The organism is Bradyrhizobium sp. MI1.11 (assembly GCF_055811255.1).
In genome coordinates, this window is the sequence record NZ_JBVVPM010000019.1 from 94,907 (window position 1) to 110,101 (window position 15,195).

Genomic DNA, 15,195 nt, shown 5'->3' on the forward strand with positions numbered 1-15,195 from the left:
ATTCACCCGACATGCAGCAAGTCCAGATCAATCAATTGAGGTCGGCGGTCATTCCGCCCCAGCAGCTCTTTCTCGGGGGCCAGCCGACGGATGCGCTCGGTGACGCGCGGCTCCACGTGCTCTCGCCGATCGATGGTCGGTGCCTGACCACCATTGCCGACGGTGACACCCGCGATGTCGATCTGGCCGTGAAACTAGCGCGACAGGCGTTCAGCCATGGCGGCTGGTCGCGGTCGGCGCCGGCGCATCGGAAGAAAGTGTTGCTGCGCCTTGCTGAGCTGATCGAGCAACATGCGCTCGAGATCGCTGTGCTCGGCGTCCGCGACAACGGCACCGAGATCGGCATGGCCTATAAGGCGGAGCCGCTGTCCGCTGCCGGCACCTTCCGCTACTATGCCGAGGCGATCGACAAGCTCTACGGCGAGATCGCGCCGACCGGCCGCGACGTGCTCGGCCTCGTCCATCGCGAGCCGCTCGGTCTCGTCGGCGTGATCGTGCCCTGGAATTTTCCGCTGATGATCGGCGCCTGGAAGATCGCGCCGGCGCTGGCGGCCGGCAATTCGGTCGTGGTGAAACCGCCGGAGATCGCCTCGCTCAGTTTGCTGTATCTCGCGCGGCTCGCCAGCGAGGCCGGTTTGCCCGACGGCGTGTTCAACGTCGTTACCGGCCGTGGCGCCTCGGCCGGGGAGGCGCTGGCCTTGCATATGGATGTCGATGCGCTGGCGTTCACCGGCTCGGGTGCGGTCGGGCGACGGCTGCTGGAGTCCTCGGCACGCTCCAACCTGAAGCGCGTCCATCTTGAGCTGGGCGGCAAGTCCCCGAACATCGTCTTCGCCGATGCGCCCGATATCAGTCACGCGGCAAAAGTGTCGGCGAATGGCATCTTCCGGAATTCAGGCCAGGTTTGTGTCGCCGGATCGCGGCTGCTGGTGCAATCATCGATCTATGACCGGTTCATGGATGAGCTGCTGAGCGCGACCGCGCGCCTTAGGGTCGGCGATCCCCTCGATCTGACCTCGGACATCGGCGCAATCTCCAGCACCTCGCAATTGCGCCGCAATCTCGATGCCGTCGCGCTGGCGCAGGAGCAGGGCGCCAAGCTACTGACCGGTGGCGAGCAGATCCTGGCGGATAGCGGCGGCCACTTCATGTCGCCGGCGATCTTGGCCGATGTCGCGCCACGGATGAATCTCTGGCGCGAGGAGGTGTTCGGTCCGGTTGTCGCCGTGACACAATTCGAATCCGAGGAGAATGCCGTGGCACTTGCAAACGAGTCCGCTTACGGACTCGCGTCCGCCGTGTGGACCGGCAGCCTCTCGCGCGCGCACCGCATGGTTCGCGCCATCCATGCCGGGGTCGTGCACGTGAACACCTATGGCGGGGCAGATATCACCGTGCCGCTGGGCGGGTTCAAACAATCCGGCTTCGGGCGCGACAAGTCGCTGCACGCGCTCGATGCCTATACCGACCTCAAGACCGCCTGGATCGCGCTATGAACATCACAACCGAAGACCGTGCCGGAGTCATCGATCGCCTGATCGATGCCGAGCAGGAGCGCTTCCGCAAGATGCACCCGCGCTCCGCGGGCGCCTGGCAGGAAGGCAAGCGGCACTTCCTTTACGGCGGCCCTTCGCACTGGATGCGGCGTTGGGCCGGCGGTTTCCCCGTTTATGTCGACGAGGCCAGCGGCGCACATATGCGTGACATCGACGGCCATGACTACATCGACTTCTGTCTCGGCGACTCCGGCGGCATGTGCGGCCACGCGCCTGAAGCGGTGACCGACGCGGCATTGCGTCAGCTCAAGCGCGGCGCGACGATGATGATGCCGACCGAGGACGGCCTGTGGGTCGGTGCCGAGCTGTCGCGCCGGTTTGGGCGGCGGCATTGGACGCTGACCACCTCGGCGACGGATGCCAATCGTGCGGCGATCCGGATCGCGCGGATGATCACCGACCGTCCCAGAGTGCTGGTGTTCTCGGGTTGCTATCACGGCGGCGTCGAGGAGGCGCATGTCGAAATCCGCGATGGCCGCGTCGGCTTGCGGAACATGATTCATCCGAACGGAATCGATCACGACACCGTCACACGCGTGGTGGAGTTTAATGATGTCGCGGCGCTTGAGGCGGCGCTTGCGCACGGCGACGTCGCCTGCGTGCTGGCCGAGCCGCTGATGACCAATTTCGGCATGATCCCGGTCGATCCGGGTTTTCATCGTGCATTGCGCGAACTGACGCGGCGGAGCGGCACGGTGCTCGTGATCGACGAGACCCACACGCTGTCCTGCGGCCCTCGCGGCTACACTGGCATCCACGCCCTGCAGCCCGACATCTTCGTCGCAGGCAAGGCGATCGCGGGCGGCATTCCGGCCGGCGTGTTCGGGCTGAACCAGGAAATCTCCGAACGTCTCTGGGCCATCGTGCCCCATGTCAATCCGCGCGAACGCCAATCCGCCCATTTCGGTTTCGGCGGAACGCTCGCCGGCAACGCACTGACGGTCGCAACCATGCGCGCCGTGCTGGAAAAGGTGCTGACCGACGAGAACTATGGCCGCATGATCGCGACCGCGACCCGGCTTGCCGACGAGATCCGTGGCTTGATCGAGGCCAATCGTTTGCCCTGGCATGTCACCCAGATCGGCGCGCGTGCGGAAATCATGTTCATGGCGCAGCAGCCGCGCAGCGGCGCCGATGTTATCGCCGGCCGGCAGGCCGGCCTCGAGACGCTGCTGCACGCGTTCTATATGAACGAGGGCATTTTGGTCACGCCGTTCCACACCATGCTGCTGATGTGTCCAGCGACGTCGGATGCGGACATTGCGCGGCACACCGCGGTCTTCGTCCGTTTCATCGATCTCCTGCGCAAGTCCGGAGTCATCTGACCATGCCGCGTCCCTTCGACCTCTCAGGCAGGATCGCCATCGTGACCGGCGGGGGCAGAGGCATTGGCGCGGCCATTGTCTCGCGCCTGGCGGAGGCCGGCGCCACCGTCGTGATCGCCAACCGCACGCGAGAGGTTGCGGAAGCCCTCGCGGCGGAGCTCGCGATCAATGGGTTGACGGCGCATTGCGTGCCGTTCGATGCCCTCGACCGTGCCAGCCTGCACGCCATGGTCGACCGCGTCGCGGGACGATATGGCCGTCTCGACATCGTCGTTCACAATGCTGGCGGCTGTCCGTGGTCGTCGCTGGAGGAACTGGACGAAGCCAAGCTGGAGGAAGCGCTGGCGCTGAACCTCAATGCCAGTTTCTGGCTGGCGCAGGCCGCGATCTCGCACATGCGCGCCAATCGCTTTGGGCGCATTCTCGTGACGTCCTCGGTGTCCGCGCGTGTTGCGATGGGTGGTGGCGCGCATTACTCGGCGGCGAAAGCCGGCGTCAACGCCTTCATCCGCGGCGCGGCGTTCGAACTGGCGCGCGACGGCATCACCGTCAATGGCGTCGAGGCAGGGTTCATCGCCAAGCCGGGCCGCGGCACGATGAGTGCGCCAGAGACGCGGGCGAAACTCGAGCGTTTCGTCCCGGTCGGTCGGATGGGGAGTGCCGACGATATCGGTTACGCGATGCTCTATCTGGCTTCCGTCGAAGCGGGATACATGACCGGGCAGACCATCGTCGTCGATGGCGGCAGCACGCTGCCGGAGACCGGCTTTGCGGTGGAGCGGCAATGGGGGCTTGGATGACGGCGCGGCTCGCGGGAAAAAACTGCTTTGATCACAGGAGCGGCGACCGGCATCGGTTGCGCGACCGCGCTGATGTTTGCGCGGAACGGTGCACTCGTCGTGTTGTTCGGCCTCGGTGATGCCGAACTTGACGCGGCCGCTGCAAAGGCGGGTGGAGAAGCGGTCCCGAGCGACGTTACGGAGAGCGCCGATATCGTGCGGGCCGCACGGCTCCGATTCTATCCGCGCTAATGCTGTAGCGCGGGGCTGGGTGCGGACGCCGATGAGCACTTACGAGATGCAATTGCTGGCGGAGCAGAATGCCGCGACGGCCAATGCCGAAGTCCGGTCTGTCGAACGGCGGATCGCGCTGGGGCGTACGGCCGCGCCTGCCGAGATTGCTGCCAGCTGTCTGTTTTTAGGGTCGGACGGGGCTTCCTTTATCACCGGAGCTGTTCTCGTGGTGGACGGCGGTGGCCGCTCTCTCATACACAGACGCGCTATTTGATGCGGGTAATCAGGCGAGCATGGGAGAGGCGAGTTCGGCATGCGCTTGGCGGGCCGATCTCCTTCGCTATATGCGCGATCGCCGACCTTGCGGACGCCTGCAAGGTGTCGCGCGGCGCTCTACCATAGATCACTTTGGGCCGGTCTCCTGGTGAGGCGAGCTTGATCAAGAGGAGTTCTTGGATTACGGGCCCCGGGTCGCGGGGGCTAGACTGGGCGGTAATTCCAGCCATGGTCTTGAACCCGGTGCGCGCAAGGCCTCGCAAGATACATGTATGGCTATCGATACAAACTGGTCTTCGCCTATTGCCGAAGACTGAAGCCAGTTGAGGTGACCCGACCCGAGTAGTTGTGCGAGGCCGTGCCCTGCCGACCAAAGTATGCTGGTCAGGATTTCGAGAGGCGCCGCCGGCAACAGGCCGGCTGTTTGACAGGCTACGATTGTCCTGGCGAACTGGCCGAATGATGTGTCCAATGCCGTTCTGACATTCTCTAGCTCGGTCCAACGCTCCCGCATAGTGGGGTCGAACATGACAATGTAAGCCGCCCTGTTGGTTCGGGCGAAATTCACATAGACAAGCCCCGCCGCAATGAGCCGTTCCCAAGGGTCATCGCCGGCTAGATCCATTTCCCGACCCTGAATTTGGGCGAGTTCGGCAAAACCGCGGGCCGCGATATCGGCGAGCAGGGCGTCCTTGCTGGCGAAATGCCGGTACACGGCCGAGTGCCCCACGCCCGTCATCTTCGCGATCTCGCGGAGATTGAACGACGGAGTCTGCCGTTGCCGCAGGAGCGACATCGCGGCTGCTAACACGGCCTCGCGCAAATTGCCGTGGTGGTGGGCGTCGGGCGTCTTCTTTCGGATTTTCATCGTCGGTCCCGCTGTGAATAACCGTTTCTGCGATACTTGACAGCCACTGTCAAAACGGCAAGTCTTAGAAAGTGACCAATGGTCACTTAACCTTGAACCTTGAGAGAGGCCGATGCGAACCGTAATTCATGGAGGTGAAATCCTTACACTTGATGCGGCATCGCCCATGGCCGAAGCCATGGTGATCGATGGTGAAACCATTCTCGCGACCGGAGATCTAGGCTCGATGCTCACGGTCGCGGGCAAAGGGGCGGGGCGTTTGGACTTGCGCGGCTCGACCGCCATGCCCGGTATTATCGACACACATCCTCATTTCATTCACTTTGCAGCCGTCCTTGGCATGTGTGTCGATATTCTCGACGCTAAGAATCATGACGACATCGCCCAGCGTATCCGAGAACGTGCACGGACAGTGCCGGCAGGCGAATGGATTATTACCACCCCGGTCGGCGAGCCTCATTACTTCACCAGGAGGAGCTGGCGCGACCTCGCCGAGGGTTGCCTGCCGAACCGTACGCTACTCGACGCGATCGCGCCGAACCATCCGGTCATGATTGCCGCGTGGGGTCCGCGCATTCCCAATGTCTGTGCCATGAATACCGTGGCGATGCGCCGTTTAGGGATAACCGCTTCACTACCTTCCCGCGTAAGCGATGTCTGGATCGAAAAAGAGCCGGACGGAGAGCCCAGCGGCATTTTTCGCGGCAGCGTCACCAGCTACTACAATCCTGATCCCTTCTGGCTGTCCCTGACGGTCAACTTTCCCATGCCGACTGCTGATGATTGGAACCGTGGTGCGCGGCTGGGACAGCTCATTGCCAACAGCCGTGGTGTGACAGCAGCCTATGAGGGGCACGTCATGGCCCCGGAGCACATCGACGCGTATCGGCTTATGCGCGAAGCCGGTGAAAGCACGCTGCGCGTCATGAGCTCGCTTGAAGCAGCGCAGTACGGCTTCGATTATGGGCTGGGGTTGTCGGAAGAGGACTGTCGCTCCAACTTTGCTTTAGCGCTTCGCTCGAGGTCTGTGGAGGACGATCTCTTTCGCATCAACGGTCTTACGCTTTCGCGTGGAGGTCCGTGCTGGCCAGGGTTTCTTCGCGCGGACCAAACGATTCGAGATCCCTACGGTCGTGCAACGCGGGGACACACCTTCGTTCCTCAGAACATCGAGCGCGAGGCGATCGAGTTCTGCCTGAAGAACGATCTACGGCTGAACATGGTTCAAGGAGCATACCAGGACCATCGCGAGTTTCTGGAATCGCTCCAGCCCTTCCTGAGTTCTTACGACATTCCATCCAAAGGGTGGATCATGCAGCACAACATCCTCATCAGCCCGGAGACGATTCGGCGCTATGCGGAGCTTGGCTTCCATCTGTCGACGAGCATGAGTTTCACTTGGGGGAAGGGCGACCTCTTCGCTGAGCGAATTGGAAGAGACTGCTTGAGCGACCTCATCCCACTGGGTCGGATGATGGACTCCGGAGCAAACGTAACGCTCGGCAGTGATTGGGGGCCGGCAAGGCCTTTCGAGCATATCGCTTTCGCTGGGACGCACGAGTTTGCAGGTTCAGGCCATCGGAACCTTCAGCCTGGCATGGCGGTGTCGCGGCTCCAGGCTCTGAAAGCCTGGACCAGCTCGGGCGCGACGCTGATGAATTGGAGCGGGATCGGCGCATTGCGCGCAGGCTATAAGGCCGACATTGCGGTCGTCGATCGCAACCCGCTGACCTGTGACAACGATGCGCTTCCCAAAATCCGGGTGCTGAAGACGATGCTCAACGGCCGCGAAGTCTACGATACAGGCGATTTGTCCCTTGTCGCAAAGGTCGACCTTCCAGAAGAGAGGCGTTCGCCGCAGGTCGACACCTTCGCTCGCGCGGCAGGTCCGGCTGCCTGGAAACATATCTGCGGTCCGGCTTGTTCCCACAGCGCGCGAGCATCGGCGGGATCGATGTCAAGTCAAGAAGTGCAGTGAGGGTGAGGGGCGACATGAAGACAATTGAACGCGTGAACGGCGTCGGCATAGTTCTGCTGTTCGGCAGCTGCATGACCATCTTGGCATCCATCCTGGTGGTCCCTATCCTGGTCAAGTTCCAGGCGGCCTACGCCTCGGTCAAACACGTCGAATTGTTGGTGGCGTTGGCGCTGATGGCGCCTGCATTCGTCACGGCGATCGCTTCACCCGTCATCGGCACAGTCATTGACCGTTGGGGGAGCCGCAAATTGTTGGTGTGGGGCACAGCGCTATACGCCGTCTCCGGCGTCGCTCCGCTCTGGCTCGATGGCATAACTGAAATCGTCGTCTCTCGGTTCATTTTCGGTGCCGCTGAAGCCATCGTGATGACGTGCTGCACGTCCATCATCGGTACTCACTTCAGAGGACAGGAGCGCGAACGTTATCTTAATCTGCAAATGCGCTTTATCGGCGTTGCCGGCACAGTTCTCTTTTTTATCAGTGGTGCTCTCGGCGAAATGAACTGGCGGCTGCCGTTCGCGCTCTATGGTCTCGCGCTGCTCCTGATTCCCTTCCAACTGCGACTGCCCCCCCCACAATACGCGCCGCGCACCGATACGCTGGGGTTCGCAGCTACACGGCCGCCAAAGTCCGCGCTGCTTCCCCAGATTACAGTCATGCTGGTTGGCATGATCGCCGTCTACTTACCGCCGGTCCAGTACCCGTTTCTGCTCGCAGATCTGGGTATAACGTCGACACAAGCCATCGGAATGGGGGCCGCTTTCGGAATTCTTTCGGCTACCGCGGGAACGTTGCTGTGGCCCGTCTTACGGAGGCGGTTCAATACGCAATCGATCAACGTCTTGGTCTTTGCGCTGCTGGCAGTGGGGATTTGGTGGCTGTCGCGCATCACCAGCTATGCCGAGAGTTTCGTCGTCCTCGCAGTACATGGACTTGGTGCTGGGATGCTGGTTCCCAATGTCATGGCCTGGACGATGGCCGCCGCAAAACCCTGGCACATGGGCAAGGCAACCGGCCAGGTATACTTCGGTCTGTATTTCGGTCAGTTCTTGAGCCCACTGCTCGTTGCGCCGCTGGCCGCGTCGGTCGGCGGTCTTCGCCCCGCATTGGTCGTCGTCGCCGCCGCGATGGCATTGTTTGCCTTGATCGCCCTCGCCATCGCGCGCGAGTCGACCTTACGCGAGCGGCGAGATACCGCAGCCTCACTCAAATGGTAACTCGACTGCATAGCCATGAAGCATCATTGGCGTCGCGTCGGCGCGATGGACGGGCGTGGCGGTCCTCGCTCAAGATGGCTGTCACTTCGGCCGATCGGGCCGCCCCGGGAGCGCTCCGCGAACATGTGGAAGAGCGAACTGTCCGGGTGTTCTGCGCATACTTCAGGTCAAGCCGTCGTCTGCCACATCCTCAAGGGGCGAGTTTCGAGCTACCAGCTGTCGGGCGGGCCGGCTCAGAACGACCGCTGAGTGGCTGGCATCGCCCTCGAAGTCGGATCCGACAAATCCGCGTTCGGTCGGCCGCAGCGTGACAGATCGCCGTTTAGAAGCTCAGAGCCGTAGCAGGGCTTCGCAACAGGCAGGACCAGCTGTATTCGCATAAACGCCCTTCCGGCCCGGCCCATCACTAGGAAGCGGACAGGGATGTGATGATGCTTTCTACCTTTCTCGCCGCCGCGCCCCGATCACGTGTTCGGCCGCGCCGATCCGAAGCATGACACGCCCCTCTCTGAGGGGATGGCTACCTAGGTTTGATTCGTCGGCTGGGTCTAGTTGGTTACGCTGGAAAAGCAGTGGCGGCGGCATGATGATGATGCAGAATTCTCGGAACGGACCGTATTTTGCTGATCTCAAACTTCTGTTCGTCACCTGTGCATGGGACAGACGCGAATCAAGTCCACTAGTAGTTTGGCTCTGAGACGGTCGCCGGTCGAAACTAACTGCCAAATTAGAAAGGCGGGCGTTAATGGATAATCATCTGTCGCTTGATCAGATCCGCGAACTCATCAAGCCGATTTCGGGACCCGACGGGCGAGGAACCAAAGATGCCGATGTCTTGGTCGTTGGTGCGGGTCCGATCGGCCTGACGGTCGCTAACATTCTCGGCTCGCTCGGGATTTCCACAATCTTGCTGGAGCGGAATGAACTGACGTCGGACTTGCCCAAAGCACTCGTGATCGACGACGAATATCTCCGTCTTCTTGATAGCCTGGATTTGCTCGACGACATGGAAGAGCACCTCTCGCCGCCTTTTGGAATTTTCTTTTATTCTATGCGGGGCAAGCCGGTGGTGAAGGTCAACCCCTTCTTGACGTCGAATGGATTTGGCAACCGCGCGGGATTGATGCAGCCAGTCTTCGAGAAGAAGCTGCTGCATGGCGCACGGCGCTATCCCTGCCTCGATCTGCAGTACCGGTCTACTGTCGCAGGCCTAGATCAGGATGAGAATGGCGTCAGGTTGAAGGTCGTTCGTGCCGGGCGAGAACATCTAGTGACTGGACGATTTGTACTCGCCTGTGATGGCGCGCGAAGTTTCATCCGCTCGGCTGTCAATATTTCTTTCGCCGGAAATCGCATTGATCAACCCCATTTAGTGGTCGACCTCGCCGAGTTTCCCGACCGGTCCCCCTTCTCGCGTTTTTTTTGCAATCCTGAGCGGCCGTTCAACAGCGTGCCTGCGCCATATGGCGGGCGAAGACTGGAGTTCATGCTCAACCCCGGCGAAGATCATCACAAGATTGCCACGGCGGACAGCATCCGTGATCTCGTGGACAGACATACTCCGTACAAAGGAACACCCCTCAAAATCATCCGGTCGGTGGTCTATGGATTTTCGGAGCGCATCGCCGAGCGAATGGGATCGAAACGGGTCTTCTTGCTCGGCGACGCAGCGCACGTCATGCCGCCGTTCGGCGCGCAGGCCATGAACACGGGCGCTCGCGATGCCAACAACATTTGCTGGAAGATTGCGGCGGTACTGCAAGGGAGGCTCAACCCCACGATCCTTGAGACCTACGAGACAGAAAGGAGGCCGCAGGTTGAGGCGATTATTCGATATTCGGTGATGATCGGAAGAATGGCAAACATTCGCAACCGCATTATTGCTGCGGCGAGGGACGCCTTCTTCCAGACATTGAACCTTATCCCCGCGATCCAGCGTTTCTTTGCCGAGATGCGCTATATGCCTCGACCATGGATTAAGGCCGGCTTCATGGTGCGGTCGAGGCGGCAGGAACTCGTTGTTGGACGGACATGTCCGCGTGTTTCGCTTTTCCTGGATGGTGGTAGCACGAAGTCAATTGATGCGATTTCGGACGGTTGGTTCCTGGTGGTAGGGATCGCTGTACCCACCAACGATTTGCTCTTGCTTGCCGATTCGCGAGTGTTGAGCCCGCGGTTTTTGTCTATTTGCTTCAATGAAATGCAGCGTGTGAAAGTTAGTGGTGTGCACCACGCTAGACCGGCCTCGCCGGAGGCGGAAGCGTTTTTGAGACCGCTTACCGGTCGGGTGCTGCTTGTGCGGCCTGATCGATATGTCGCGGCTGTGTCGACGCTAGATGGGATTGGTGCGGTCTTGGCAGAGCTTGAGAAATCGTTTGGCCCGCTGCGGGAAGACGTCAGTTCGTCACCTATTCGCTCGAGCTAACGGAGACGCAAGTCGCTTGCGGACTTCGCAAGCGGCGGAGCGGCGAGCGCGGCGCCTCTGGATCGCAAAGCTTTGGCCGCGCCATAGCGACAGTCGGATTTGCCGCCACTGCCGCTACGCGGATCACCGCCTGCTTCTCGCGGTTGATTACCAGCCGCACTGCGTCGGTGCGCGAATAGCGGCCGGCTGGATCCGCAGTGGATTTTGCAACCGCAAGCGCTCCGGGATGGAGATCGGCGTTGAGGATGCCTCTTGGTGGTCAGGAATACGCTCACAGAGTTTGCGGGCGTCCGGTCCATTAATCATTGAAAATCCCGCACCTGGTTTGGACGTGCGCGGATTGAGCTAAAAGGCTTTCTGCGGCGTATCCACGACCATGCCGAACATTTCCTGGCTCACGACGGCGCAGGCGGCGAGGACATAGCGTGACCCCTTCGACCGCGTAGCGAGCATTGAGCGAGGGACCCCGCCGGCATCACCTGACCGGAGCCGATGTAGGATCGAATTTCTTTGCAAGGTCGGTCCAGCACTCGGCGTAGTCGTCGTCTCTTTCCGCCAAGTCGGCCGCATATTGCGTCAGCTTTTGCGGAAAGCGCGACTCGAACATGAAGGCGAGTGTATTGGCGATCTTGTGCGGTTTCAGTTCGACGGTGCTCGCCTTCTCGAAGGCGACGGCGTCCGGTCCATGCGGAAGCATCATGTTGTGGAGGCTCATGCCGCCGGGCACGAAGCCCTCGGGCTTCGCGTCGTATACGCCGTAAACAAGGCCCATGAATTCGGACATAATGTTGCGGTGATACCAAGGCGGCCGAAACGTGTTCTCGGCGACCGCCCAGCGCTCCGGGAAGATGACGAAGTCGATATTGGCGGTGCCCGCACTTTCCGACGGCGAGGTCAGGACGGTGTATATTGATGGGTCCGGGTGGTCGAAGGCGATTGCGCCGACCGGCGAGAAGTGCCGTAGGTCGTACTTGTAGGGCGCGTAGTTGCCGTGCCAGGCGACGACGTCAAGCGGCGAATGCCCGATCTTGGTCGCGAACAGTTCGCCGCACCATTTGAAGGTCACGACGCTCGATGAATCAACGTCATCATAGGCTGCGACCGGCGTAAGGAAATCGCGGGAATTGGCCAGGCAGTTCGCGCCGATCGGCCCCCTTTCCGGAAGGGTGAACGACCCTGCGTAGTTTTCACATACATAGGCGCGAGCGGGCCCGTCCATAAGCTCCACGCGGAAGATGATTCCGCGCCGGATCACGCAGATCTCGCCGGGTGCGATTTCAATGATGCCGAACTCCGTACAGAAGCGCAACGCGCCATGCTGCGCCACGACGAGCAGTTCTCCGTCGCAGTCGCAGAAATACTCGTCCTTCATCGAGTGGGTGATGAAGGACAGATGGGCGGCCATGCCGCCTTGTGCTTCGGCATCGCCGGCAGTCGTCACCGTTCGCAGTCCGCTGACGAAGGTCAGTTCGTCGGCGGGGATGGCGACCGGCTGCCAGCGGTATTGCCCGATCGGCAGCTTCGATTGTCCCGTGTTGGGAGCGGTGCGGAGGAAGCCCGGCTCGACCGGCGTGAAGCGGCTGGTGTGCTTGACGCTGGGGCGGATACGGTAAAGCCACGATCGTTCGTTGGTGCCGCGCGGTGCCGTGAACGCCGAGCCACTCAACTGTTCGGCATATAGCCCGTAGGTGGCCCGCTGCGGCGAATTCCGCCCGACCGGCAGCGCGCCGGGGAGCGCCTCTGTTTCGAAGCTGTTGCCGAATCCAGACATGTATTGCGATGTGTTCATGTTCGAGGAACCTTGCTCGTTGCCTGGCGCGTGGCGCTGCCAATGGCACGAGCATAAGCCGCCCTGTCCGCGATCCCCGTCCCATCGGCGTGTGACATGGCCTCTCTTCCGGACGGCGGTGCCGTTCTGTCAATTCAACGCAACCCACGACGGCTCACGCCGCAGTTTGATGGAGTCCGCCAATTCCGGCAGCGCCTTCCAATACAGAACCTGCCGTTCGGCGTGTTCCGGCGCACCGACCCGGCCGAAGCTCCGCGAGGTGGCATCGCGATCGGCGACATGATCCTCGATGTAAGCACATGCGCCGCCAATTTCACTGGCCTCGGCCTGTATTGGAGGCCTGCCCAGTTCGTCACGCACCAGACGAGCAACAGATGCAATCTAGAGACCGGCGATCTGCTTGGATCCGGCACCGTCTCCGGAACGACGCTGGGTAGTCTCGGCAGCCCGCTCGAGATCACCGCGTGCGGCCACCAAGCCGTTTGATCTCGGCGGCGAGCCCCGATCGTTCCTGGCGGACGGCGACGAAGTTCGATGACGGGATAGTGCAATCGCGACGGCTTCGCCACGATCGGCTTTGGTGAATGCACGGGCAGGGTGACACCTGCGGTCTGAGGCTTCCCTGCGCGCAGGTTTAATCCATGACAAGGCGGAGCAATTCGTTCTGCGACGAGATGCTGAGGCGGGCATAGGCGCGCTTGCGATAGGTCAGCACCGTGTTGATGCCGATGTCGAGCCGCAGCGCAATGCCTTCCGAGGTCAACCCCTCCATGATGCCGGCACAGACGTCGGCTTCCCGCGTGGACAACACGGGCGCAACCCGCAGCAATCGCGCGCGAACGTCTTGGGCGGGGCCGCGCTGGGCCGCTCGGGCATCGCGGGCATGGCGCCCGATCAACGCCAAGAGCATGTCGGCGCCACGCGCGATCAAGGCCTCGTCGGAATCCGAAAACGAGTTCCCACCGGAACGGTACAGATTGATGCGGATGGTCCGGTTCGCCGGCGCGCCGGCGATGCAGATGCGGTCGCCCAGTCCGACCGACGTGTAGCAGGCGCTGCGATAGTCGGAATGCTTAATCTCGGAGGCGCGCGTGCGGATGCACCAGGTCGCGCTCCCCGATGTTGGCGTACCGGCCATCACCTGATTGGCCAGGTCGTGACGCCAGTAGGTGCTGCGGTAATGGTTCGCAACGTCTCTGGCCACCGGTCGTTGCCCGGCGTTCTCTGCGATCAGCACAAGTGGATCAGCATCGCGGTCGAATGCGAACGCCGTAAGGTGGCCGCAGCCGGTCATCGCATGAGCCATCTTGAACAACGTGCCGGGAAACGTTTCCGCGCCTGCGAGATCGATCAGTCCAATCAGCGCCGGCGTCATGTCGTAGACGCCGGTCGGATGGTCCACCTTGTAAGCCTTCATCCCGGAACCTCGGCCCGCGGCTCTCTGTCCGCTCGCCTGCCACTTAAAGGCAAATTCGGGGTGCAGGCAATCGGCGCTTCGGCTTGGATAGTGTCCCCTATTCATGTGACTGGGCGACCGGTGGCAGCGTGTTAGCCTCCCCCCGGATCAGCGCGTGACAAGCGCCTTGCGGCGTTGTCACCAATTCAGGGTGGAACCATCGATGAACGACGCCAAACCGCTGCGCGACCGGGTCGCCGTGATCACGGGCGGCAGCAACGGTATCGGCGCCGCCGCCGTGCGTGAAATCGCCATGCTCGGCGCCAACGTCGTGATCGGCTACCACAGCAGCGAAGAGCGGGCGCGAAAGCTACTGGAAACACTCCCGCCGGCCGACCACGCGGTAGCGCGCCTGGAACTGAAGGACGAGACCTCGTTCGCAGCCTTGGCGGATGAACTCGGAATCCGCTATGGAAAACTCGACATCCTGGTCAATTCCGCAGGCTTCACCCGTGCGATACCGCATGGCGATCTCGACACGCTGACGGACCAGCTGTTCGAGGACATCCTGATCGCGAACGTGTGCGGTCCGTACTCCGCTGTCCGGGCGCTCTGCCCCTTGCTACGCGCATCGGGTGACGCCGTCGTCATCAACGTCTCGTCCATCTCGGGCTTCACCGCGTCCGGCAGTAACGTCGCCTACTGCGCATCGAAGGCCGCCCTGGACAACATGACCGCCTCTTTGGCACGCGTGCTCGGCCCGGAAATAAGGCTACTGGCGGTTTCGCCCGGCGCCGTTGCAACCGACTTCGTTCCGGGTCGCGATCGCAGCGCCCTCGAGGCGGGCGCCAAGGCGACGCCGCTCAAGCGCGTCATCGAACCGGATGACGTGGCCGCCGCCATCGTTGCCTGCATCACCCATCTCAAGGCCAGCACCGGCACGCGCATCGTCATCGATGGAGGGCGTCACCTGTGATCGCCGCCCGATTGCAATCTCGTTCGCGTTGGCCTGTGCGTCGGCCCAGGACGCCCAGCAGACCAAGATCGTCGCTGGCTTCACGGGGGGCGCCGTCGCGGACGTTCTGGCGCCCATCTATGCGGATTCAAAGAGGTGTCTCAACAGCGTCACCATGTCGAGAACCGGCCGGGCGGTGTCCGGCATGGTCGCGGTCGCCGCGGTGTCCCTCTCGCGATTGCGGACAGCGCGTACTTGCTTGCCGCGCGCCAACAGGTGTTTTGCCGTTGCTCCGCCCACTTTTCCCGTAATTTCCAGTACCCATACATGCGTTTTTTCCTGATCCTGAGGGACACTACGATGCCCCGGTTGGTTCAGTGGATGAGTGGCATAATGG

13 protein-coding genes are annotated in these 15,195 nt (G+C 61.7%); 10 read left to right on the forward strand and 3 right to left on the reverse strand.

Annotated elements, in window-relative coordinates; all coding sequences use genetic code 11:
* Window positions 1-11: 11 nt before the first annotated feature.
* Genes AC0L30_RS20135 through AC0L30_RS20155 form a run of 5 tightly spaced genes read left to right on the forward strand, consistent with a single transcriptional unit; the run spans window position 12 to window position 4,168 of the window.
* On the forward strand, window positions 12-1,496 hold the full coding sequence (locus AC0L30_RS20135) for an aldehyde dehydrogenase (RefSeq protein WP_007601634.1): 1,485 nt from the start codon (window positions 12-14) through the stop codon (window positions 1,494-1,496).
* A complete protein-coding gene (locus AC0L30_RS20140; RefSeq protein ID WP_007601635.1) occupies window positions 1,493-2,881 on the forward strand; it encodes a transaminase in 1,389 nt (462 codons plus the stop codon). Before AC0L30_RS20135 ends, AC0L30_RS20140 begins: the two co-directional genes overlap by 4 nt.
* Before the next feature lie 2 nt (window positions 2,882-2,883).
* Window positions 2,884-3,681, forward strand: coding sequence for an SDR family oxidoreductase (locus AC0L30_RS20145; protein WP_007601636.1), 798 nt, complete (start codon window positions 2,884-2,886; stop codon window positions 3,679-3,681).
* Between the two features lie 27 nt (window positions 3,682-3,708).
* The gene (locus AC0L30_RS20150; protein WP_473405005.1) at window positions 3,709-3,912 is read left to right on the forward strand and encodes an SDR family NAD(P)-dependent oxidoreductase; all 204 of its coding nucleotides are present in this window, start codon (window positions 3,709-3,711) and stop codon (window positions 3,910-3,912) included.
* A gap of 31 nt (window positions 3,913-3,943) precedes the next feature.
* Window positions 3,944-4,168, forward strand: a complete 225-nt coding sequence (locus AC0L30_RS20155; RefSeq protein WP_245286020.1) for an SDR family oxidoreductase — start codon at window positions 3,944-3,946, stop codon at window positions 4,166-4,168.
* A 183-nt stretch (window positions 4,169-4,351) separates the two neighbouring features.
* On the opposite strand, the gene AC0L30_RS20160 is transcribed toward AC0L30_RS20155, so the two are convergent.
* Window positions 4,352-5,038: a TetR/AcrR family transcriptional regulator gene (locus AC0L30_RS20160; protein WP_007601637.1), complete on the reverse strand. Its 687-nt coding sequence runs from the start codon at window positions 5,036-5,038 to the stop codon at window positions 4,352-4,354.
* A 166-nt stretch (window positions 5,039-5,204) separates the two neighbouring features.
* Between AC0L30_RS20160 and AC0L30_RS20165 the strand changes: the two genes are divergently transcribed.
* The 3 genes from AC0L30_RS20165 to AC0L30_RS20175 all read left to right on the forward strand — a co-directional run bounded on the left by AC0L30_RS20165 (window position 5,205) and on the right by AC0L30_RS20175 (window position 10,658).
* Window positions 5,205-7,016: an amidohydrolase gene (locus AC0L30_RS20165; protein ID WP_035994416.1), complete on the forward strand. Its 1,812-nt coding sequence runs from the start codon at window positions 5,205-5,207 to the stop codon at window positions 7,014-7,016.
* Between the two features lie 14 nt (window positions 7,017-7,030).
* On the forward strand, window positions 7,031-8,233 hold the full coding sequence (locus tag AC0L30_RS20170; protein ID WP_007601645.1) for an MFS transporter: 1,203 nt from the start codon (window positions 7,031-7,033) through the stop codon (window positions 8,231-8,233).
* 745 nt (window positions 8,234-8,978) lie between these two features.
* A complete protein-coding gene (locus AC0L30_RS20175; RefSeq protein WP_007601646.1) occupies window positions 8,979-10,658 on the forward strand; it encodes an FAD-dependent monooxygenase in 1,680 nt (559 codons plus the stop codon).
* 475 nt (window positions 10,659-11,133) lie between these two features.
* On the opposite strand, the gene hmgA is transcribed toward AC0L30_RS20175, so the two are convergent.
* Entirely contained in the window at window positions 11,134-12,447 is a 1,314-nt protein-coding gene (gene hmgA, locus AC0L30_RS20180; RefSeq protein WP_007601647.1) for a homogentisate 1,2-dioxygenase, read from the reverse strand.
* 96 nt (window positions 12,448-12,543) lie between these two features.
* Here hmgA and AC0L30_RS20185 point away from each other — a divergent pair, with 96 nt between their 5' ends.
* Window positions 12,544-12,933 (forward strand): fumarylacetoacetate hydrolase family protein, encoded by a 390-nt coding sequence (locus AC0L30_RS20185; RefSeq protein ID WP_035994418.1) that lies wholly within the window; start codon window positions 12,544-12,546, stop codon window positions 12,931-12,933.
* Between the two features lie 148 nt (window positions 12,934-13,081).
* Here the strand turns inward: AC0L30_RS20185 and AC0L30_RS20190 are convergent, their stop codons facing one another.
* On the reverse strand, window positions 13,082-13,864 hold the full coding sequence (locus AC0L30_RS20190; protein WP_007601648.1) for a helix-turn-helix transcriptional regulator: 783 nt from the start codon (window positions 13,862-13,864) through the stop codon (window positions 13,082-13,084).
* Window positions 13,865-14,066: 202 nt separating this feature from the next.
* Between AC0L30_RS20190 and AC0L30_RS20195 the strand changes: the two genes are divergently transcribed.
* Window positions 14,067-14,819 (forward strand): SDR family NAD(P)-dependent oxidoreductase, encoded by a 753-nt coding sequence (locus tag AC0L30_RS20195; protein WP_007601649.1) that lies wholly within the window; start codon window positions 14,067-14,069, stop codon window positions 14,817-14,819.
* Window positions 14,820-15,195 lie beyond the last annotated feature (376 nt).